Source organism: Bacteroidia bacterium (assembly GCA_026932145.1).
In the GTDB taxonomy this organism is placed as follows: Bacteria; Bacteroidota; Bacteroidia; order J057; family JAIXKT01; genus JAIXKT01.
Genome location: JAIXKT010000050.1, coordinates 59396 through 82330, shown reverse-complemented (window position 1 = coordinate 82330; position 22935 = coordinate 59396). Strand labels below are relative to the sequence as shown.

Annotated in this window: 20 protein-coding genes; 6 read left to right on the top strand and 14 right to left on the bottom strand. The window is 38.5% G+C overall.

Annotated features, from left to right (window positions below):
* Positions 1–47: 47 nt before the first annotated feature.
* From fbp to LC115_11575, 6 genes are all read right to left on the bottom strand, one after another.
* Positions 48–1046 (bottom strand): class 1 fructose-bisphosphatase, encoded by a 999-nt coding sequence (gene fbp, locus LC115_11600; GenBank protein ID MCZ2357307.1) that lies wholly within the window; start codon positions 1044–1046, stop codon positions 48–50.
* Positions 1047–1078: 32 nt separating this feature from the next.
* The gene (gene asnS / locus LC115_11595) at positions 1079–2482 is read right to left on the bottom strand and encodes an asparagine--tRNA ligase (protein MCZ2357306.1); all 1404 of its coding nucleotides are present in this window, start codon (positions 2480–2482) and stop codon (positions 1079–1081) included.
* 148 nt (positions 2483–2630) lie between these two features.
* Positions 2631–4097 carry an oligosaccharide flippase family protein gene (locus LC115_11590; protein ID MCZ2357305.1) on the bottom strand — a complete coding sequence of 489 codons (1467 nt, stop codon included), beginning with the start codon at positions 4095–4097 and terminating at the stop codon, positions 2631–2633.
* A complete protein-coding gene (locus tag LC115_11585; GenBank protein ID MCZ2357304.1) occupies positions 4088–4843 on the bottom strand; it encodes a hypothetical protein in 756 nt (251 codons plus the stop codon). The genes LC115_11590 and LC115_11585 overlap by 10 nt, the downstream gene beginning before the upstream one ends.
* Positions 4840–7206, bottom strand: coding sequence for a polysaccharide biosynthesis tyrosine autokinase (locus LC115_11580; protein ID MCZ2357303.1), 2367 nt, complete (start codon positions 7204–7206; stop codon positions 4840–4842). The genes LC115_11585 and LC115_11580 overlap by 4 nt, the downstream gene beginning before the upstream one ends.
* Before the next feature lie 4 nt (positions 7207–7210).
* Positions 7211–7939 carry a polysaccharide biosynthesis/export family protein gene (locus LC115_11575; GenBank protein ID MCZ2357302.1) on the bottom strand — a complete coding sequence of 243 codons (729 nt, stop codon included), beginning with the start codon at positions 7937–7939 and terminating at the stop codon, positions 7211–7213.
* 353 nt (positions 7940–8292) lie between these two features.
* Here LC115_11575 and gyrB point away from each other — a divergent pair, with 353 nt between their 5' ends.
* Genes gyrB through LC115_11555 form a run of 4 tightly spaced genes read left to right on the top strand, consistent with a single transcriptional unit; the run spans position 8293 to position 12669 of the window.
* On the top strand, positions 8293–10278 hold the full coding sequence (gene gyrB, locus LC115_11570; protein MCZ2357301.1) for a DNA topoisomerase (ATP-hydrolyzing) subunit B: 1986 nt from the start codon (positions 8293–8295) through the stop codon (positions 10276–10278).
* Positions 10279–10298: 20 nt separating this feature from the next.
* A complete protein-coding gene (locus tag LC115_11565; protein ID MCZ2357300.1) occupies positions 10299–11135 on the top strand; it encodes a DUF4097 domain-containing protein in 837 nt (278 codons plus the stop codon).
* A 23-nt stretch (positions 11136–11158) separates the two neighbouring features.
* Positions 11159–11374, top strand: coding sequence for a penicillin acylase family protein (locus LC115_11560; protein ID MCZ2357299.1), 216 nt, complete (start codon positions 11159–11161; stop codon positions 11372–11374).
* Positions 11375–11394: 20 nt separating this feature from the next.
* Complete coding sequence (locus tag LC115_11555; GenBank protein MCZ2357298.1) at positions 11395–12669, top strand: class A beta-lactamase-related serine hydrolase; 1275 nt, start codon at positions 11395–11397, stop codon at positions 12667–12669.
* A 17-nt stretch (positions 12670–12686) separates the two neighbouring features.
* Here the strand turns inward: LC115_11555 and LC115_11550 are convergent, their stop codons facing one another.
* Entirely contained in the window at positions 12687–13799 is a 1113-nt protein-coding gene (locus LC115_11550; protein MCZ2357297.1) for a T9SS type A sorting domain-containing protein, read from the bottom strand.
* 202 nt (positions 13800–14001) lie between these two features.
* Between LC115_11550 and LC115_11545 the strand changes: the two genes are divergently transcribed.
* Complete coding sequence (locus tag LC115_11545; GenBank protein ID MCZ2357296.1) at positions 14002–14280, top strand: hypothetical protein; 279 nt, start codon at positions 14002–14004, stop codon at positions 14278–14280.
* Between the two features lie 12 nt (positions 14281–14292).
* Here LC115_11545 and LC115_11540 read toward each other — a convergent pair whose 3' ends face one another.
* From LC115_11540 to acs, 7 genes are all read right to left on the bottom strand, one after another.
* Positions 14293–15438: a lamin tail domain-containing protein gene (locus tag LC115_11540; protein MCZ2357295.1), complete on the bottom strand. Its 1146-nt coding sequence runs from the start codon at positions 15436–15438 to the stop codon at positions 14293–14295.
* Between the two features lie 57 nt (positions 15439–15495).
* Positions 15496–17181, bottom strand: coding sequence for a glutamate formimidoyltransferase (ftcD, locus tag LC115_11535; protein MCZ2357294.1), 1686 nt, complete (start codon positions 17179–17181; stop codon positions 15496–15498).
* A gap of 18 nt (positions 17182–17199) precedes the next feature.
* On the bottom strand, positions 17200–17859 hold the full coding sequence (locus LC115_11530) for a CoA transferase subunit B (GenBank protein ID MCZ2357293.1): 660 nt from the start codon (positions 17857–17859) through the stop codon (positions 17200–17202).
* 7 nt (positions 17860–17866) lie between these two features.
* Complete coding sequence (locus LC115_11525) at positions 17867–18565, bottom strand: CoA transferase subunit A (GenBank protein MCZ2357292.1); 699 nt, start codon at positions 18563–18565, stop codon at positions 17867–17869.
* 121 nt (positions 18566–18686) lie between these two features.
* Positions 18687–19340, bottom strand: coding sequence for a dethiobiotin synthase (gene bioD, locus LC115_11520; protein MCZ2357291.1), 654 nt, complete (start codon positions 19338–19340; stop codon positions 18687–18689).
* Positions 19341–19736, bottom strand: coding sequence for a methylmalonyl-CoA epimerase (gene mce / locus LC115_11515; GenBank protein MCZ2357290.1), 396 nt, complete (start codon positions 19734–19736; stop codon positions 19341–19343).
* The gene (gene acs, locus LC115_11510; GenBank protein MCZ2357289.1) at positions 19733–21655 is read right to left on the bottom strand and encodes an acetate--CoA ligase; all 1923 of its coding nucleotides are present in this window, start codon (positions 21653–21655) and stop codon (positions 19733–19735) included. The genes mce and acs overlap by 4 nt, the downstream gene beginning before the upstream one ends.
* Before the next feature lie 167 nt (positions 21656–21822).
* Here acs and LC115_11505 point away from each other — a divergent pair, with 167 nt between their 5' ends.
* The gene (locus LC115_11505; protein MCZ2357288.1) at positions 21823–22926 is read left to right on the top strand and encodes an SPFH domain-containing protein; all 1104 of its coding nucleotides are present in this window, start codon (positions 21823–21825) and stop codon (positions 22924–22926) included.
* Positions 22927–22935 lie beyond the last annotated feature (9 nt).

Sequence of the window (22935 nt, the reverse complement as noted above, 5' to 3'; positions counted from 1 at the left end):
AAAAATAATAAAAAAAAACATAACCCAATGATACACAAAGAAAAAAATTAAAAAACTATCTTTTCGGAAGCCATCATTTGCTCTACAAGTTCTACATCGTGTGCATTTCCAATAAAAATTGGGGTTCTTTGATGCAGTTCAACGGGTATTGTATCCATAATACGGTCATTTCCGTTGGATGCTTTTCCGCCTGCTTGTTCTGCAATAAAGGATAATGGGTTGCATTCATATAGTAATCTTAATTTCCCTTTTGGGTTTTTGGTAAGTCCGGCATAAATGTAAATACCTCCTTTGATAAGATTTCTGTGAAAATCGGCAACTAATGTTCCGATATACCGGCCTGTGTAGGGGCGGTTAGTGGCTTTATCTTCTTGTTTTAAATATTGCAAAAAGGATTTTAGGCCGGGTTCAAATCGTTCAAAGTTACCTTCATTAACAGAATATGTATTTCCGTTTTGTGGGAATTTAATATTTGGGTGAGATAGTAAAAACTCTCCTAAGGATGGGTCTAAGGTGAAGCCATTAACGCTGCGTTTGGTTGCATAGACCAAAATTGTACTGGAACCATATAAGACATAGCCGGCTGCTATTTGTTTGTTTCCGGGTTGTAGGCAATCGGCAATACTTGGGGGTGCATCCTGATTTAGTCTTCTATAAATGGCAAATATAGTTCCGATAGGGGCACTTACGTCTATGTTGCTAGAGCCATCCAGTGGGTCAAATAGTACAACATATTTTCCTTGTGAGTCAGGGAGGAGAATGACTTCATCATTTTCTTCGGATGCGAGCGCGCAGACTTGCCCTCCCATAGAGAGCATTCTGATAAGTTGGTGGTTTGCAAAAACATCCAATTTGGTAACCTGTTCTCCTTGGATGTTGGTTTGGCCGGTACTTCCCAATATATTGGCTAATCCGGCTAAGTTTACTTCTCTATGAATAATCTTAGCGGCAAGCATTAAATCTCTTAATAATTTTGAGAATGAGCCTGTTGCATCTTCTGTATGATATTCTTGCTCTACAATGAATTGTTCTAAGGTTGTTGTCATTGCGGTTTTATACGAAAAATAGTGGATAATGTTTAAAATTCGGCGTTTTTGGGTGTTCTTGGAAAGGGGATAACGTCTCGGATATTGGTCATTCCTGTTATGAATAGTAGTAAGCGTTCAAAGCCGAGGCCGAATCCGCTATGCGGAGCTGCACCGAAACGCCGGGTATCTAAATACCACCAATAATTAGCCTCCGGTAATTCTAATTCGCGGATACGTTGCAGGAGTTTGGTATAATTTTCCTCTCGCTGTGAGCCGCCTATTATTTCGCCGATTCCCGGAAAAAGTACATCCATTGCTCTTACGGTTTTTCCGTCATCATTTTGCTTCATATAGAAGGCTTTTATTTCCTTAGGATAATCTGTTAAAATTACCGGACGCTGAAAATGTTTCTCTACTAAATATCGTTCATGTTCTGATTGCAGGTCTGCGCCCCAAAAAACTGGATATTCAAATGGGTGTTTACAGTCTGTTAGTATTTGTATTGCCTGCGTGTAGGTAATTCTTTCAAAAGGGTTTTCTAAGACAACGTGCAGTTTTTGGAGTAAATGGTCTTTGGGTTGGTGTTCTTCGGCGGTTTGGGCGGAAAGATAGGTTAAATCTTCAAGATATTCGTTTAGTGCAAATTGAACTACGTTTTTCAAGAGTTCTTCGGCAAGGTTCATGTTGTCATTTAGGTCATAGAATGCCATTTCTGGTTCTATCATCCAAAATTCGGCTAAATGTCTGGCTGTGTTTGAGTTTTCTGCCCGAAAAGTAGGGCCAAAAGTATAGATTTCCGAAAGTCCCATTGCAGCTAACTCTCCTTGTAGTTGTCCGCTAACGGTTAGATGAGTAGGTTTCCCAAAGAAGTCTGCCGAAAAATCAATTCCGTGTTCATTTTTGGGGATATTATTTAGGTTTAGGGTAGTAACTTGAAACATTTCGCCTGCGCCTTCGCAGTCAGAGCCGGTGATGATGGGGGTATGGATATAATAAAATCCTTTTTGGTGAAAGAAATGGTGAATCTGATATGCCATTGCATGGCGCAAGCGTAATACGCTGCTAAATGTTTTGGTTTTGGGGCGTAAATGGGCTATTTCCCGTAGAAATTCCAATGAATGGGCTTTTTTTTGTAAGGGAAAAGTATCTGGGTCTGACTCCCCAAATATCTCGATATGAGATGGTTGCATTTCTATATTTTGTTCTTTTCCGGAGGAAGCTACGATATTACCGGTGGCCGAAATGCAGGCACCGGTTGTTAATTTTTTTCGTATATCTTCTCCCAAAATAGTGTTATCTAAAACCAACTGCAACCCGGAAATAGTTGATCCGTCATTGAGTTCAATAAAGGAATATTTTTTTCCCTCCCGTTTGGTTTTTATCCAGCCCATAACTGTTTGGGTTTCATTAGCAGGCTGTTTCTGAATCAATTCTTTTATTTTTGTCCGCTTCATTTTTAAAGCTAAAAAAGTTCGCAAAGTTACGACTTATCGGTCTGTGTTTGGTTGTTTTTCTAATAACTTATGGTTTTCATGCCAAAAACTTAGTATTTTAGGTTAAGCAGTATGAAACCGATAATTTTTTGAAGCCTAAGCTATCTTTTTAGGTAGGCCATGCAATTGGTTTTTTGGATTCTATAATTCCTATGATACTGATTGCAAGTATTGAGATTAGCATTTTTAACATAAATTCATTTAGGTTAAAAATGCCAATAGTTGTAAGTTTTTGGTTTAATAAGGAAGCGGTTATGAGCAGGATGGCGTATCCAGAGATTCGCTTAATTGGATAGGGAATCCGATAGTATTGTTGCCCCACAAGATAACATAAGACTGTCATTGTTAGGTAGCAAAAAAAAGTTGCCCATGCGCAGGCTATAAATCCGAAATAAGGAATAAATACTACATTTCCGAAGATAGTTATTAACGCACCTATAATGGCAAAAAACAACCCAAAACGTAACTGTCCGGTAATTTTAAACCAGATACTTAACTGATAATAAGTAGCTAAGAAAACGTTTGCTAACAATATTAGCGGGATTGCTTTTATTCCTACCCAATAAGAATTTGGGAGTAAGGTTTTGCTGGTAAGCCCCCAAAAGTGAAATGATACTATTTCAAAAGAGAAGCTGGAAATTATAAAAAATGCAAGTAAACAAAGTAATACAAAGTAGAAGAAGCTACGTGCCAGAAAAGTTTGGCTATTTTTATTTTGGATATTTTTAAAAAAGATGGGGTCTGCTGCATACCGAAAAGCTTGTGAAACCAATGTGATGATCATTCCAAGTTTATAATTAGCGGAATAAATTGCATTGAGTTCTAAGCCTGTACGCACTGCGCCGAAATACCAACCCGTTTTCCATAAGCGCGGCAGCAAATTCCTATCTAAAGTTTCATTTAAAGAGCCTACTAAGCCAGCTACCATAATAAAACTACCGTAGTAACCCAATTGCTGCACTTTTTTTAATGACAACTTATACGGATTAGGTAAGTTTTGATACAATGCACAAAGTAACCGTACCAAAGATGCTATTAGATTTGCCAACAGCGCACCAGATACTCCCCAAGATAAAATAGTAACAAATAAAATACTTAATAACAGCGTGATAGCGATACTTACCAATGAGGTAAATACAAACTGCTTGGCCTTTTGGTCATAACGTAACTTTGCCATTGGCAAGGCTGCCCAGCAATCTAAGATAATAATTCCAGCTACCAACAAAACCCACTCAGGGTTACTTGAGTAACCTAATATTTTTGAAATGAAGGGATTAAAACTAATAATAACTATTCCGAAACAACAGGATAGTAGAAAAATTGCCCACGTAGAGTTTGCATAATTTTTATCCGCTGATTCAGTATTTTGAGAAAATCTAAAGAAAGAGGTTTCTAAGCCAAGAGTCAGCAAAATTTGGGGATAAAACATCCACGCATATAGGTCAGAGAATGCACCAAAGTCAGATAAAGAAAAATGGTGAACAAAATAGGGCGTTAATAACCAATTAATTAATCTTCCGATAATAGAACTAAGTCCGTATAAAGCACTTTGAGATGCTAACCGTCTTAGTTGCATAAGGTATAGTTCTGTAGCCGCCCGGAATTAAGCAGTTGCTGTATATCCGGATGTAAAACTGTTTTGGAAATTAATTGTAAATGTCTTTCGTGGTGTGTATCTGTTCCCAGAAAATCTATAAGATTATTTTGAATTAAATATTTAGCTGCCTTTACTGCTAACGGAGCATATACTCCGGATAAGGAGTTGATATTTAGCTGGAGTAGTAAGCCTAAGTCTTTTAGCCGGTGAAATTGCTTAAAGTCTTGCCAATAAAAATTATATCGTTCTGGATGCGCCAATATTGGGCGATAGCCGCTTGTTTTTAATTTGAAAATAATTTCCTCAAAAAAAGGCGGTTGAACCATCATAGAAGTTTCTACTAAAATATGCTGATTACCAAATGTAATGAGTTCTTTATTTTCTAACTTAGCCTCAAATCCGTCGTCAATCATATATTCGGCAGATGCTTCTATCTGAATCGATATTTGAAGGTCTGCTAATTTAGCTTGGACTTCTGCTAACTTAGTTTGGATTATTTCTGGTGTATTTCGATACTGGTCTGCCATCACGTGAGGGGTGGTGATTAACTTGCGGTAGCCGAGTTCATATAATCCGCGAATTAAAGTGATAGATTCTTCTATAGATTGCGAACCGTCATCAATACCGGGCAGTAGATGAGAGTGCATATCAACCTTCAAGATAGCCAAACTTAAAGAAGATTGGCTATCTTTTGATTTTCTAAATAAGTTTTGAAACCAGCTCATTTTGATTTAATAATTTTTTTCCACCACGGCCTATGGTCAGAATCAATATAATATCCGTAACCATAACCATAGTTGTAACCATAACCATAACCATAACCTTCGTGTTCCATATCTACATAGTTAAATACGATATAAAGGTTTTTCAACTGATTTTCATTTTGAATAGTTTCTATATTATTCAAAAAAGTTTTCTTAGAGTAATCAGAACGTATCACATATAAGGAGAGATCACTCATCTTGAGTAGGCTTAATGCGTCGGTTACTAAACCAACCGGCGAAGTATCAAAGAAAATATAGTCATATTTTTCTCGATAATAATTTATAATGTCTTTAAGTTTCTCGTTAGCAATAACTTCTGCGGGGTTTGGTGGTAAACTACCCGCAGTAATCATATCAAAGTTTTGAAAGCCTGTACTCTTTATGACGGCATCTGGTGTTTGTTCACCAAGTAAAACAGAAGATATTCCAATATCATTCTTTATATTAAAATACAGATGTAAGCGAGGTTTACGTAAATCGAAGTCTATTAGTAAAACTTTTCTACCTGTATTGGAGGCAAGAGCCGCTAAATTTATAGAAATAAAAGATTTTCCTTCTCCGCTTATCGTGGAGGTAGTAGAGATACAATATCCTTGTTTAGGTTCTCTAATAATTGAAAAGACATTGGAGCGCAGATGCCTAAACGATTCTGTTAATGCTGAACGAGTGTCTATTAACACACTAAGTGTGGACTGATTATTCTTAGAAGAACGAATAATTGTGCCCACTATCGGAATAGATAATCTGTCTTCAATTTCGCTTTTGTAGGAAATATTTTTACGTAACAGCTCTCGAAGAATAACAACTATTAAACTGGCGACAAAACCGGCTGAAATCGAAAGTCCGATTGTACGTGCTTGTAGAGGTGAAACCAACTCTACATTAGACACCTCGGCCCTATCAAGAATCCTGCTCTTAGAAACAGTAGCTGCCATACTGATTGAAGATTCAGTACGCTTTTGTAGCAACAAATTATATATCCCCTCATTAATCGTAAATTCTCGTTTAGCATCTGAAATATTACGTTGATCGGCTGTGGGAAAATTAAAAATACTTTGTTCTAATAAGCGAATTCTATTTTGAACAAATGTCTTTCTATCAGCTATTTGTGCGTAGTTAACTTGTATATTCTCATAGATAAGTTGCTGTAATTCAACTAGTTCAACGTTTAATTGTTGAATAATAGGGCTATTATGGGTATGCTTAGAGAGTAGTTTTGATTTAGTAGATAATAACTCGTTAAGTTTTAAAATACTTGCAGTCAATATTTGGCTAAATACATTTTCAATGTTAGGGGCAAAAACAATGGAGTCCTCAGGGTTTACTGAAAATTTTTCAACCATGTACTTATATAAGCCATCCAATATTTTTCTTTTAGCATCTATTTGAGCTATTTCTAAGTTTAACTCCTTTAATTCATTATTAATTTGCTCTTTTCTGGCTTGTATCTGTACTTCGTTATACTTAAGCTCATAGTTAGATAACTTCTGCTCTGATTGATTTAGATTAGATTTTATTACATTAAGTTGTTCATCAATATAATCTACGGTTTGTTTTGCAGAGAGTCTTTTGATATCCAATTCTTCACTGAGATAGACTTCACAAACCTTATTGGCGCAATCTATAGCACGTTCTGAAACAGGATCTGTAAAGATAACAACATAACCAGTACCTGTTTTACCAAACCAACTAAGGCTAAAGTTTTGCTTCATCCAATTAATCATTTGCTCAACTGTATTTACCTTAAATCTAAATTGATGCCCAGATAGTTTTTGTTTTATTTGCCCTCGCTCTATAACAAACTCACTTCCTTTAAAGTTACATTTCTTATAAAAACTACAGGTTATTGGATTTTTAGGATCAGATTCTACGAACAACTTAAAGGTATTTTCATCAATAAAATCAACTATTATGGAAGTATTGTACAGCAAAAATGCTGACGAGTCATATTTTACAATAAACGGGCTTCGTTTATACAGTTCGGAACTAACAACATTCCCTTCCTGATAGTAGGTAACAAATAAGTTTAGCTCCCGTACTGTAGTTTCTATAATTCCACGAGAGTTAATGATATCCGGAAAATCAATCCGCTGAATTTTATTATTATTATTGCTAAAAAACAGACTTTGGTCGGGGTCAGCCTCTATATTGATGCTGCAAGATGCCTTATATTTTGGAATCGTATATCTCAAGTAAATAAAATCCCCCAATAAACAAGTTAGCAGAATAGATATAATAATCCATTTACCTCGTAACAGAATAGTCGCTATCCGAGTAAAGTTAATTTCCTCTACCTTAGTAATCTCTTGATTATTCCCTTCCATAAGGCTAATTACGTTTGGTCATTAAGTATATTAAGTTATACAGATTTAGGGAAAAATTAGCTATGGAGATTATTCCCATTAATGGAGCTATTTCGCGCACAAAAGCTGATAGTGCTTTAGTTTGAATATAAACAATATCGCCAGGCTGCATATACAACGTAGGGTCATCTAAACTGCTTAACTTGGTAAAATCTACCCAAATAATATCCGGATTAGAATAAGAACCACGTATAATCTTTATTTTATGGGGCTTAGCCGTTGGAACTATTCCGCCTGCTTCTGCCAAAACTTCTATTAAATGAGTTCTTTCTTTTTGGAGTAAAAACGCTTTTTGGGAAGTCTCCCCAATAAAAAAAACTTTTTGATTTATTAAACGAACGTCTATCTGCGGGTCACGATAATAATGTGCGTATGCTTTTTCCAACTTTTGGCGAACTTCTATAGAGGTTAGCCCTGCTACCTGAACCCTTCCAATTAATAGCAAACTAATATTCCCCTCAAAATCAACGGTATAACTTTCTTTAGCTTCTGTTCCTTTTATTTCTGGGCTAAGTTCACTCGGCATATTTAAAAAGCGAATAGCCAACTCGTCATCAACCTTTATCTTACGGCGAGAAAGAAATGAAACGTTTGTATCCTCCTCTGAATGAAGATACTTAATTACCGGTGCCTTAGTTGTATGCTTTTCTTGTGAATATATCTTATCAGCAGGCGATTGTAATAAACTTGCCATAAACTTATTACAGCTACTCATTACTACACAGCACACAATAAAACTAACTACTGAATAAAACCGTACAAATTTAGTTGAAGCCAATATCAATTATATATCTAAAAAGCCTCGCAAAGGTAGATAAAATCCTTTTGATGTAAAAAACCTAAAAAATAAAGTAACCAACCCCAAAATAAACAGTAGTTTATCTAAAAATATCAAAGCTATCTAAACGAATGCTATGTATAGCCAATCAAGGATGATTCTCATCATCTTTTTGCGTAACTTCGCGGTGTGATCCCTATAAGGATTTACGGTTTATTCTAATAAATGTAGGATAACTTCCTAATTATCAAAAAAGAAAATCAATATAAATGGACAAAATAGAAACAGTTAATGACCAGACTAATCTAAATTCGAATTACACCGCAAGTAATATTCAGGTTTTAGAAGGTTTAGAGGCCGTTCGGAAACGCCCAGCGATGTATATCGGAGATATTGGCGTTAGAGGGCTACATCACTTAGTTTATGAAGTAGTAGATAACTCCATAGACGAAGCCATGGCCGGCTATTGTACAGACATCTTTGTTACGATACACCCCGACAATTCAATAACTGTTAAAGACAACGGACGCGGAATACCCACAGACATTCACCCCAAAGAAAATAAATCCGCCTTAGAAGTAGTTATGACCATTTTACATGCCGGCGGCAAGTTTGATAAAAGTACCTACAAAGTTTCCGGTGGGCTACACGGAGTAGGGGTATCCTGCGTAAATGCCTTATCATCAACCTGCATCGTGAAAGTCTATCGAGAAGGAAAAATACACACGCAAACTTATCACGGTGGAGTACCCGAAGAACCGGTCAAACAAATTGGAGAAACTACTCTACGCGGTACAGAAACCCGATTCTGGCCTGATACCTCTATCTTTACCGCTACCGAATATCGCTTTGAAACCTTAGCTTCCAGATTGCGAGAACTCGCCTACCTCAATAAAGGTATCAAAATTACCCTCGTTGACGAACGAGAAGAAATTAAAGAAGACAATAACCTATTCTCCAGATTTTTAACAAAAGTATTTTATTCTGAGGGCGGAATATCCGAGTTCGTCAAATTCTTAGACCAAAATAGAGACCCGCTGCATAGCCCCCCAATCTATATTGCCGGCGTAGATGAAAGCCAAACAACACCCGTTGAAATCGCTATCCAATATAACACTTCCTATAACGAAAACATACATTCTTATGTAAACAATATCAACACCCATGAGGGTGGAACCCACGTCATGGGCTTTAAAAAAGCACTTACCAGAACCTTAAAATCCTACGCTGATAAATCCGGCCTAACCAATAAATTAAAGTTTGAAATTACCGGAGATGACTTTCGAGAAGGTCTGACGGCTATCATTTCCATCAAAGTAATGGAACCCCAGTTTGAAGGACAAACCAAAACAAAATTGGGAAATGGAGAAGTAGCTGGCATTGTAGAATCTATTATCAATAAGCAACTTGCATATTATTTAGATGAAAATCCGGCGATAGCTAAAAAAATCATAAACAAGGTAGTTTTGGCAGCGGAAGCGCGAAATGCGGCCAAAAAAGCCCGCGAAATGGTGCAACGAAAAAGTGCCATGACAGGCGGAGGCTTACCCGGAAAATTAGCCGACTGCTCCTTTACCGACCCACAACTTTGTGAAGTCTATCTCGTTGAAGGAGATTCCGCCGGCGGATCCGCAAAACAAGGCCGCGATAGACGATTCCAAGCTATCTTACCCCTACGCGGAAAAATACTAAACGTAGAAAAAGCACACCCTACCAGAATCTACGAAAATGAAGAAATCAAAAATATGGTTATCGCCTTGGGTATCAGCGGAATCGGCACTAATGACGAGCCCGACTTATCCAAACTTCGATACCATAAAGTCATCATTATGACTGATGCTGACGTTGACGGATCACACATCAGAACCCTGTTACTAACATTTTTCTACCGATATATGAAATTTTTAGTAGAAGCCGGGCACGTTTACATCGCTTTACCACCTCTATACTTAGTCAAAAAAGGTAAAGAAGAAGTCTATTGCTGGAACGAAGAAGAGCGTACCGCCGCTATTAAACGTATCAGCGGAGGAGACGAAACCAAAGTTAATGTGCAACGATACAAAGGTCTCGGAGAAATGAACCCCGAACAACTCTGGAGTACCACCATGAACCCAGAATACAGGACACTGCAACAAGTAAGTATCGAAAGTGCCGCCGAAGCTGACTATCTATTCTCGATGCTTATGGGCGATGACGTTCCACTGAGAAGAGATTTTATAGAACAAAATGCCCGTTACGCACGCCTCGATGTCTAAAAATCTAAAATATCAGTACCATGCCTACCTATATAGTTATCGCTTTATCCCTCCTTATCAGCATACCCGCTTTCGCAAAAGATATTACCAAGCGCATCGTTGATTTTAGACATACCCGCAAAGAAGTAAGGCAAGTCATTTTCAAAACCCTAAACGGAAAATATTCCATTTCAGATTCTCCCGATGATTATGCCTACGTTAGGGTAACGCTGATAGTCCCAAATGAAAAAAAATTAGCAGACTTTGAAAGAGAACCTAACATCAAACAAGATTTCACAAACGAAACCCTGCTGATTGAACAAACTAACAGCAACTTTGAATACCTATACGAAATAAGTTTACCGGAAAAAATATCGTTGGACATCACCTCTGACGCTTCTCCGCTGAGTATCAAAAACTTGAAAAACGATATTTCTCTCAAAACCAATCATAAAGATGTTTTGTTGGAAAATATCAAAAGCGGTATGATTACCGTTAATTCAAAGTCTTCCAAAATTACGGTAAAAGGCTGCTCGGCTGCATTTAAGTTTATCACCGATAATTCTGATATGGACTTAAACCTTTTAGATGGTAAACTCGAAATTATTGCCGGAAAAGGAGAAATTCAAGTGAACCTAAGCGGTGAAATACCGGTAGAAATCACCTCTAAGTCTGCAAACGTTACTCTTTCAATACCTAAATACGTAGGATATAATTGTAATTTTTCCTCAGCAGACAATATCTTATATGACTTTCGAAACGTAAAGTTTGAGGGAAATATCAGCTATAAACTCTTAGACGGTAAGTTAAATGGCGGGGGCAAAACCCTAAAACTAACAACCAGTCGAGGAAAAATAACCGTTTACAACGCACAGTAAACACATAAATTTACCGAAAAATCATGACCAAAGTTTTTTTTGTTTTCTTGTGTCTAAGCATTGTTTATGATTTTTTGTATAGCCAAACAATTGATACACAAAATATTGAAATTATTCGGGACGAATGGGGTATTCCAGATATTTTTGCTAAAACAGATGCCGAAGCCGCCTATGGACAACTTGTATTAAATAAAGAAGAACTGCTAAAATCTACCTCCAAGGTGTATCATCCAGAATAAACCTAACCATGAACCTATTTATGAGATATTTATATTTAATAGTTCTCTTAATAGTTTCTTTTTCTACTGAAGCTCAAACTACTGCGTACTTTGCAGAGCAAACTATGTTTGGTACTTCAAAATGGCTCGATTCTACTCTTCAAAACTTATTACCGGAATACCGAGCTATTTGGCAAAATCCAAAACGATTTAAAATTCAAATTATTTATACACAAATTGATAGGGACGAAGACCAAACACCTCATTTGCGCCATTATTCTTATCAAGTAGATACGGGTTCATACTTCTATCCGGCAAGTACTGTTAAACTTCCGGCTTGTGCATTAGCCCTTGAATACATTAAGAATTTAGAAACTCTTGGTGTAAATAAGTTTACAGAGGTTCAGCATATCGCTCAAGGTACTTGCCAAACTTCGGCAACCATAGATACTACTACGCTAAGCTACAAGCCTTCTATTGCTAATTATATCAAAAAAATCCTGCTCGTTAGCGATAATGAAGCCTACGACAGACTCTATGAACTGCTTGGTCAGCAAAAATTAAACGAGTCCCTTTGGGCAAAAGGTTTTTTAAGTGCCCGACTTTTACACCGTTTATATCATCTATGCTCTACCGAACAAAATAGAGAAACAAATGCCGTAATTTTTAAACAAGGAGATTCTACTTTATGCTACCAACCAAGACAAAAAAACCCGAATATTTTCAGAAACCGGTTTAAAGACTTTCCGGTTTCTACTATTAATCCCAAAACTAAAGTAACTTCGGTCAGAACTTATCCGGTAGAATATCATACCTCAATAAGTTTACCGGACTTACATAAAATCCTGATAGCTATTATGTTGCCAAATTGTATGCCTGATAGCCAACGATTTCAAATATCAGAAGATGATTATGACTTTCTCCGAAAATATATGGGAATGTATCCCAAGGAATCATTATTTCCAAATTATCAAGACAGCCTAAGGTATCCTTCAGGCTTTATGAAGTATTTTTTATATGGAGGCATTACTTCACAGGTGGATTCAAACGTTCGCTCTTTCAACAAAGTAGGAATTGCTTGGGGATTTGCTACTGACGTTGCCTATATTGCTGATTTTAACCATAATGTAGAATTTATGCTCAGCGCAACAATTTTTGCCGATAGTGACGGAGACCTCAATGACGGTAATAACGAACTTTACTTATTAGCCCTCCCATTTTTAAAAAGACTTTCGGAAGTTTTATTACTGCTTGAACAAAAACGATTTAGGCTACACCCTCCGGATTTAGAACCGCTAAAATCGTATTTTAAATAACCCTACAACGAAATAACTTAGTTAGAAATAATAAACTTACCGATAAGTTGCTGGTTTTTAGAATTAACAGCCTTAAAGGAATACAAGCCGTCCGGTAAATCATTCACATAAAAAAGTGATTCTGCCTGAATAACATCACGAACACACTTACCGGTTATGTCATAAACAGATAATTGGCAAGATTGATGATCAGATAAAAATCCTGCCGGCATAACTATTGAAACTTTGTTTTGAGCAGGATTCGGAAATACTTGGGCAGTGTAAGTATTTGACTCTAACAGCGTTTCGTTTGATGTCAATATTTTGGATCTTACGTATTCTGTAAACTTTATGTGGTTATTTTTATCTGCATGAACGATACAAGCTGGATACGAAATTGAGTTTGTTAAAAATAGGTAGTTATTTAACGTATCTCGAATAGCTTCAACGCCATACAATAAATTCCCATTTTGATATGCATAAATACTATCTACTTTGATAACGTGCTCATGCACACGCACAACGTCTGAATAGGAACCTAAGGGTGTAGTAAGGCTACCAAAGGCATCTGTGGTAAGCGTTTTGGTAGTTGAACAAACGTAGAGCGTATCCATATTTGTAGGCACATCGTTTAAGAACAATTGCCATCTGCTAAAGTTCTGATAATTACTATTATATGTAGAAGGTGTACCAATCAATAATTCATGGGGGGTGTAATAAACGTTTCTGCCTGCGTATGGGCCGCCGTCTGCGCGGAATCCTTCAACCCAAAAGCCTGTGTTGTCTCTACGCCAAAATACATATCCGTTATTTATACCCTGAGTACCAACGGGTGCGCTTCCATAAAAGCCGCTATACAAAATAGCCGGGCCGTATGTATATAAATCCGATGTGGGAAATAAACCTGCATAAGGAGTCTTTTGGGTGCTATCATACGTAGGGACTTTTTGATAATGGTTTAAAAGATTAGTAAAATTCCAAGATTGAGCAGTGGCTGCAGGTGAACCTATAGAAACCTGAGTAGTGGTATCTGCAACCACAATATAGGTAAAACCAGCCTCCGGAAAATCACTGCTCGTAATGGTAATCTGTGCCGAAACCAAATTTATACTTAAAATAAATCCCCAAAAATATAAAACCCTTAGTGTCATAACTAATCTAATTTATCAATTACTCCGCACACAATTTTACAAAATATTTTTATTTAAATGAATATTTTTTTATTCATCTGCGAGATATAGCGGATTATTGGTTATTTACTAATGTTATTCTACGTATTTAAAAAAACACGTAGAATAACATTAGTATGAAACAAATTTCCTAACAATACGTACAAACAAAAAAATATTTTTTATGATTCGCTATATAGCTTTAGGAGTTTTGATATTTATGTTAGCAAATACATTTCTATCGCTTCACAGTTCCATTGATTTTCCGCCTTTATACTGGTTAGATGCCTTTAGGGGAATTTCATTAATGCCATTTGTTTCTGGTTTAGCTTGCATCGTTGCTTTTATCATCAGCCAAATTACGGGCTGGGCAGCTTTTCGCAATCAAAACTATGGATTTTCAATGCTTTGGGCTACCGTTCCCGTTGTGGCAGTTAAAGTAATAGCCACCTTTTTGCTCTAACTATTTTGATAGTTATTGTATAACTATCTTCTTTCGGTAGCGGATACGGTCAGTTGTAGCCAATATCCAATAAGTGCCGGCAGGGATATTTTTCAGCACTTGGATAAGTAGCTGTGATTCTGCATTGATATAGTTAGAATACACTGTTAGTCTATCTCGCATAGTTGTATCCAGCAAAATAACCCTGATATATTGTGAATATGCTGAGTAAATTCTGAGGTTAAATCCTTGTCCGGTATGTGGTGTATCGGGAAAAATATCCATCCAAAATTCAAGAGAAATTTCTTTGGTCTGAACCTCAACCGTTTTAGAGTAAACCTCTTGTCCGGGTATCCCCACAGCCTTAATCCGATAATAATACAGTTTGTTGTAGGCAATTTCTGAATCTAAATATAAATATTCTTGATTAGATCGATTACTACCTGTTGGAGTTATCGTAGCAATATCCTTAAAATGCTCTTGGTCTGTACTGCGCTGTATAGTAATTATTTGCGGGTTATCTTCGTATTGGGTATCAAAGCGGAGTTCTACTTGCTTTCCCTTGTATCTTCCCGAAAAGTTTCCAAAACCAACGCTCTGATGTGTTTTATGGATATTTGAACTAATTGGCCTCCATTTACCATTTTGTTGTGCAAAGCCAATGGCAGGGTCGTCTCCTATTGAGAAATATTTCCAAACAGGATTTTTTTCGGTAGGTATATTAAAGTGAATAATATCTTGATTCGCTAAAATACAAATTCCGGAATCCGGCAAAAAAGGCACTTCTGGAATCCAACTATAATAGAAAGCATCCATAATTCGCATAGCATGGTCAAAAACAATAACATAGTTGCCTTCCACTTTTTTGCTATACATCCGAATCAAAAAATCAGCCGCCGAAGACAGCTCTAAGTGCAACTTTTCATATTGCTGCTTTTTCCCAATTCTATAAACTTGTTTAGCTTGAATATTGGCTTTCAGCGGGATACGTACCGAATAATCTCTGGTTACAATCAGCCAGCCTCCTATAGAAACAGCCGAATTTCCGTAATTATACAATTCTATAAGGTGCAGGTTATCTGCACGATAGCTTCCGGGAACAAACCGCAAAAGACGAACTTGCCCAATACTAAACAGTGGTAAAAAGATGCCCCAAAACAGCAGAAACCTTATTCGCATATCCAACTTCCTATAAAATTCCAAGCCGGAGAACCCTTCTACGCAGATACAACGGTTTTAAGGTAGCTTTTCGTTTGCCAATAGCTCTATTTGGTTCAAGTTTTTTAGAGATTCTGCTTTTAAAGCAGTTACTTTGGAGATTAAATCTTTAGTTATTTCCTTATCATCAATGCTTTGTAGATTTATCTGCACATTATAGGCGCATCCATAAACGCAAGTATATGCGCATAACGCACCCACCAACGCATCTGTTACAGAACTCGGATTCCCATTTTGTATGAGTTCTATCAATGGTGGGTAAAGTGCTATTGCTGTTTGCATTGCCCGAAAAGGTACAAGAGCAGCCTCTAAATTTGCTTTTTGAATAGCCTGCTGTCTATCTTTTTTTTCTGATTCCGAAGACTTAGGTAACGAAAAAGCATCCATAACAGCTTTGAAAGCATCTGTATCTTGGTCAACAGTTTCTAACAATGATTGCTTAATAAGCTGTAACTCACTTGATATATCACTGAATTTCAGCAATTTATCTTCCCAGCCGCGCTTTCCGGCAGAAAGATTAGCAACCATAGCTCCCAACGCTGCTCCCAATGAACCTATCAAGGCGGAAACAGATCCACCGCCCGGTGCCGGAGATTCTCGGGATACCTCATGCACAAAATCAGATACCGTCAATGCTACCAATGAATTAGCTGACTTAAATGCAGCATATTCAATCACCCGTTCTGGCACTACAAATGGTGATAGTTCATTTAATCCCAGTGATTTAACTGCTATTTCAATGAGATCATTTTCAGGGATTCCGGTACTACGGCCTTGCCGTTCCAAAAAATATCTACCGGCTTCTATCAAGCACTTTTGGGGTACGAGACCCACTATTTCTGAGCCGGTAACCCTTAGACCACGCTGTTGGGCTGAAGTCTCACAGGCTTCAAAGGCTTTGTGTAAAGGAGTTTCCCCTAAATTGGTCAGGTTCATGGAGACTTGGGCAATTCCGTATTCTTCTACATACCAGCCAATTCCCTTGCAGTGTTTCAGCATACCGGGGATGCGTTCCGGCTCTCCGTCCGGCCCGATGATGGGTTTTCCGGTAGGTTTCCCATCTACTGTACGAACTCTGCCATTTTCACGAACATCGAATGCTACCGAATTTGCTAAACGCACAGATTTTGTGTTTAGGTTTACATTATAAGCAACCAAAAATTCCCGAACGCCAATAACCGTAGCACCGCTTTTTGCGTTAAACTCGAGTGGGCCAAAATCCGGTGCCCATTCAGGATGTTTTATTTTGGTAAAAAAGCCTTCGTATTCGCCCTCTCGAATAACCGAGAGGTTATTCCGGTAAGAGGCAGAAGCCGAATATTCATATAAATAGACCGGAATATTTAATTCTGTTCCTACCCGTTTAGCTAATTGTATCGAATAAGGCACTAATTCTTGCCAAGTGATACCGGATAGTGGCACTAAGGGACAAACGTCTGTTGCGCCCATACGCGGGTGCGCACCTGTATGCAGCCGCATATCAATCAAAGTTGAAGCCGTTTGGATTGCCTGAAAAGCTGCTTCTATTACATCTTCAGGGCTTCCGACAAAGGTAAATACGGTTCGGTTAGTGCTTACACCCGGGTCTATATGCAAAAGGCTGACTCCAGATACTGCACGTATTGACTGCGCAATTTCATCCAAAACTGCCTTATTTCGCCCTTCACTAAAGTTAGGAACGCATGAGATTAATATCTTTGACATAGATTTAAGTTCGTGAGTTTAAGCAAATTGCATTTCCGGAATATCTTCGGAGGGGATTATCAGGCGGCCGGCTGTCTTTGATTTTATTTCTGCTACTGAAATTCCCGGAGCGCGCTCTTTGAGCAAAAAGCCTTCTGGAATAATATCCAACACAGCTAAGTCAGATACGATTCGTTTAACACACTTTAAGCCGGTAATTGGCAGGGAACATTGTGGTAGCAATTTTGAGTTACCTTTTTTGTCGCAATGTTGCATAGCTACGATGATATGTTTTGCGGAGGCGACTAAGTCCATAGCTCCTCCCATACCTTTGACCATTTTGCCGGGAATTTTCCAGTTGGCAATATCGCCGGTATCTGAAACTTCCATAGCTCCAAGCACCGTTAGGTCCACGTGACCGCCGCGAATCATAGCGAAACTTTCGGCAGAATCAAAGAAAGAGGCTCCGGGTAAAGTAGTTACGGTTTGTTTACCTGCGTTTATCAAATCCGGATCCACAGCATCTTCTTTGGGAAAAGCTCCCATACCTAAAAGTCCGTTCTCTGACTGTAAAAAGACGTTCAGCCCTGCTGGAATATAATTTGCAACCAATGTTGGAATACCTATTCCTAAGTTTACATAAGTGTTATCCTTGATTTCCAAGGCAATACGGCGGGCTATTTGAAATTTATCAAGCATAAGTAGTTTATTTTTGGGTGGTGCGCTGTTCTATTCGTTTTTCGTAGTTAGTTCCTTGAAAGATTCGCTGCACATAGATTCCGGGGGTATGAATGTGATTGGGGTCAAGAGTTCCTGCCGGCACAAGTTCTTCTACTTCTGCAATGGTAATTTTTCCGGCGGCAGCCATCATCGGGTTAAAGTTTCGGGCGGTATATTTGTAGATAAGATTCCCGGCTGTATCTCCTTTCCATGCTTTTACGAATGCAAAATCTGCCGTTAAAGCGGTTTCTAACACATACATTTTGCCGTTGTATTCGCGGGTTTCTTTGCCCGTGGCAACTTCTGTTCCATAGCCTGCCGGAGTAAAAAATGCTGGAATACCTGCCCCGCCAGCCCGCACCCGCTCCGCTAAATTTCCCTGAGGCGTTAAATCAACTTCTAATTCTCCTGAAAGTAGTTGTCTTTCAAACTCCTCATTTTCACCAACATAAGAGGAAATCATCTTTTTTACTTGCCGTGTTTTAAGCAAAAGACCAATTCCAAAATCATCTACTCCTGCGTTGTTAGAAATGCAAGTCAGTTGATTTACTCCTAAGCGCAGTAATGCGGCAATACAATTTTCCGGAATACCACACAGGCCAAAACCGCCCAACATAATTGTAGCACCAGAAAATATATCTGCAACGGCTTCATCAGCACCAGAAACTACTTTGTTAATACTCATGTGCGTTTTTCTTTGGCTGCAAAGTTAAAACTCTACGGCTTGCTTTCAACTCTAAATTTGAGAAAATCTATACTTTTAAGGAAGACGTTTGTGGGTTCAGTATATGGAAAGGGGGGTGGCTTCAGGTTAATAGATTAATTGGGTTTTTCGGGCTGAGAAATGTTGGTATTTGAAGCCAATTATTTTTGACAACGGTTTGCGGAGTTGGGTTTTCTAAAAAAGGAATTTGGCCAATGACTGGTAGCTTGGCAAAATGGGATATTGTCTGAATGACTTCGGGCTGAAAATCCCCACAAAAAATTAATTCAATTGGGGTAGAAATTCGATTTTTAACAACTTCTATGGTAAGTAATGTATGATTTATACAGCCTAAATAACTGTTTATCACTATGATAACAGGTATTTTTAAAGAAGCTATCCAATCTCCGTATAGTGTAGTTTGGTTAAGTGGCACCAAAAACCCGCCGGCTCCTTCGATTATTAATGTTTGGTATTGATTATTCGGGACGTTAATTTTTTCCGGTAATATTTCTGCGCTTTCGGCGGCAGCAGCGATGTTTGGGCTTGCTGGCAAAGAAAAACAGTATTCTGTGGGATGTATCCGGCATTGGGTATCCTCCAACCACTGTTTTACCAGAGAATCATCGCGATCTTGCTCATGGCCGGTTTGTATTGGTTTCCAGTAAGTTCCATTGGTTAATAACGTTAAACTTGCTGCTACTAAGGTTTTGCCTGCTCCGGTATGGATACCGGTAATAAAAACAGTGTTAGCCATTTATTTTTCTTGACATAATTCTATCAAAACGCCGTTTGTGTCTTTGGGGTGCAAAAAGCATATCAGTTTGTTATCAGCACCGGCTTTGGGATGTTCATTGAGGGTTCGGATTCCTTTTGCGCGTAGCTGCTCCATAGCTGTTAAAATATCCGGCACTTCAAAGGCGATGTGGTGCAAGCCTTCTCCGCGTTTTGTAATAAAATTATGAATCACAGACTGCTCATCTGTTGCTTCCAATAACTCTATCTTACAGTTTTGAGTTTGAAAAAAAACAGTTTTTACATGCTCAGAATCAACAACTTCTGTTTTATATGGGTCTTGATTTAATAATGCTGAAAAGATGGGGATAGATTTTTGGGCATCTGCAACTGCTATGCCGATGTGTTCTAATTTCATGGTTTAGTGTGTTTGTTTCGGATAATTTGGTAGTCGGTTAATATTTGTTGGACGATAGTTGGGTCAAGGAGGCTGGTTGTGTCGCCAAAATTTTGGGTTTCTCCTTCTACGATTTTACGTAAGATTCTACGCATAATTTTACCGGAACGGGTTTTGGGTAAACCCGGCACCACTTGAATAAAGTCTAATTTCGCAAAAGAGCCAATCTTTTGAGTAATTATTTGCTGGCATTCTGGAATTAGGTTCGGGTATTCAGAATGGTGTGGTTCGCAGATAACGAATGCGTAAAGTCCTTGTCCTTTTACTTCGTGAGGGTAGCCTACAACTGCGGATTCAATGACGGCGGGATGCTCTGCGAGGGCGCTTTCTACTTCAGCAGTGCCAATTCTATGGCCGGAAACGTTCACTACGTCATCAACTCTGCCGGTAATTCTATAAAAACTTCCTTCATCCCGTCTGCATCCGTCTCCGGTATAGTATAATCCGGGAAAAGTAGAAAAATATGTTTGTTTAAATCTTTCGTGGTCTCTCCAAGTGGTTCTGGCTACTCCTGGCCAAGAACTTCGGATGCAGAGGCGGCCTTCCGCTACAGTATCGGTAATTTCCTTTCCGGTTTCATCTACCAAAACAGGGTCAATGCCCGGAAAAGGAAGCGTTGCAAAGGTTGGTTTTTCGGCGGTTACGCCCGCTAAATTACTAATCATAATTCCGCCGGTTTCGGTTTGCCACCACGTATCTACGATGGGGCATTTTTCCTTCCCTATTTGCTTATGATACCAATTCCATGCTTCAACATTGATAGGTTCACCTACCGTTCCCAATATTCGTAACGATGCTAAGGAATATTTAGCCGGCCATTCAGCCCCAAAAGCCTCCAAAGCCCGTATAGCTGTTGGCGCTGTGTATAAGATATTTATCTTGAATTTATCTACAATTTCCCAAAATCTACCGGCATTTGGCCATGTTGGTACACCTTCAAAAAGAACGGATGTGATACCATTCAATAACGGCCCATAGACTCCATAACTATGGCCGGTAACCCAACCTACATCAGCAGTACAGAAATAAATGTCTTGGGGCTGTGATTGAAATATATTGCGAAAAGTGTAGCCAATGTAAACCATATAACCGCCGGTTGTGTGAACAATTCCTTTGGGTTTACCGGTAGAGCCGGAAGTGTATAAAATAAACAATGGAGCTTCAGCATCCATAGCTACTGCTGTATGCGTTGAAGGTTGATTTTCCATGAAGTCATGCCACCAAATATCTCTGCCCTGATTCCAGTTTATTTCGCTTCCGGTATGTTTTAACACAATTACGGATTGGATAGATGGGCAACTTTGGCAGGCTTCGTCAGCTATGGCTTTTAAGGATACTTCTTTATTTCCTCTGAATATACTGTCTGCCGTAATGAGGATAGCACTGCCGGTGTCATGGATACGGTCTGCGAGGGCGCGAGCCGAGAAGCCGCCAAAAACAACAGAATGAATAGCCCCGATACGTGTGCATGCAAGCATAGCTACTGCGGCTTCAAAGCCGTTTGGCATATACAAGCAAACCCTATCGCCCGATTTAATACCGTGCTTCTCTAAGGCATTTGCAAACATACATACTGCGTTATACAGATCTTGATAAGACACAACCTTTGCCGGAGTAGTCGGGTCGTTAGGCTCTACAATTAACGCTGTTTGATTCGCTTTTTCCGGCAAATGCCTATCTATACAGTTATAGCACAGATTAGTTTGGCCTCCCACAAACCATTGCATATTAACTTGCTTAAAATCACCCTCTTTTACCTTTGTAAAAGGTGTGAACCAGTAAAAACTTTCTGCAACCGTTTTCCAAAAACTTTCCGGATTATGAATGCTATTTTTCCACGCTTCTTGGTACTCCGCAAGAGAACGAATTTCCGCTAACATAATATCAATTTTAAACGCAGCAAGTTACAACATAAAGAAACATTTTATCAATAGTTTCTTAAACAACAACCGTAAAATAGATAGTTTCTGGCAAAATATCTGAAACAATTCACCGAGAGAATCGTAAAAATGCGTAATTTGCTTGCACAACTTTAAAAGCTATTATTATGGGTCTTTTTGATTTTATTAAGGGGCAACTTGTTGAAGTAATCGAATGGGTTGATGACTCACGGGATACTTTGGTTTGGAAATTTCCGGACAAAGATAAGGAGATAAAAATGGGTGCGCAGCTAACTGTGCGTGAATCACAAGCTGTAGTATTTATTAATGAAGGGGTTTTGGCGGATGTTTTTCAGCCCGGCCGCCATGAGCTGATTACCAGAAATATGCCGATATTAAGCACCCTAAAAGCTTGGAAACACGGCTTTAACTCTCCCTTTAAAGCAGATGTTTACTTCGTAAACACCCGTCAATTTACCCAGCAAAAATGGGGCACTAAGCAGCCAATTATTGTTAGAGATCCGGAATTTGAAACTGTACGCATACGGTCATTTGGTGACTTTGCATTCCGAATACATGATGCCGGAGTTTTCTTTAAAGAATTTGCCGGTACGGATAGCCACCTCACAACTGATGAAATAATCGAGATGTTCCGAACTGCCTTAATTACCAAATTCAGTGCAGCTATCGCTAAATCAGGGCTTTCTGTTTTGGATATGGCCGCAAATGCACTTACGGTCGGGGATACATTACTGCCCATCATCGCTGCGGATTTTACCGGAATGGGGATAACTATCACCAAGTTTAACATAGAAAGTATCACACTTCCCGAAGAACTTCAAAAAGAACTTGATAATATGTCTTCGGCAAATATGCAGATTCGGACAAAGCGTAAGGAAAAAATGCTGGATAACGAAATGGAACTTCAAAATATGATGAACAAAGTAAATTTATCTCAAAATGTTCAGGATGTAAACAAGTTTTTACAGTTCCAAACCGGTATGGGCATGGAAAAAACGGGAGATAACCCATCTTCTGACATGATGAAAACGATGCTTCAAATGAACCTCGCCCAACAAATGATGCAAAATCAGCAAAATCTGGTCAATAATCCCAATAACCCTGCTTCAAACAATACTCCGCCACCGGCAAAAGAATCCCGCGAAACTATTATGGCTACCCTAAAAGAATTAGGTGAACTTAAAGCAGCAGGTATTCTGACTGAAGATGAATTTAACGAAAAGAAAAAAGAACTATTATCAAAACTATAACTCTCTCAT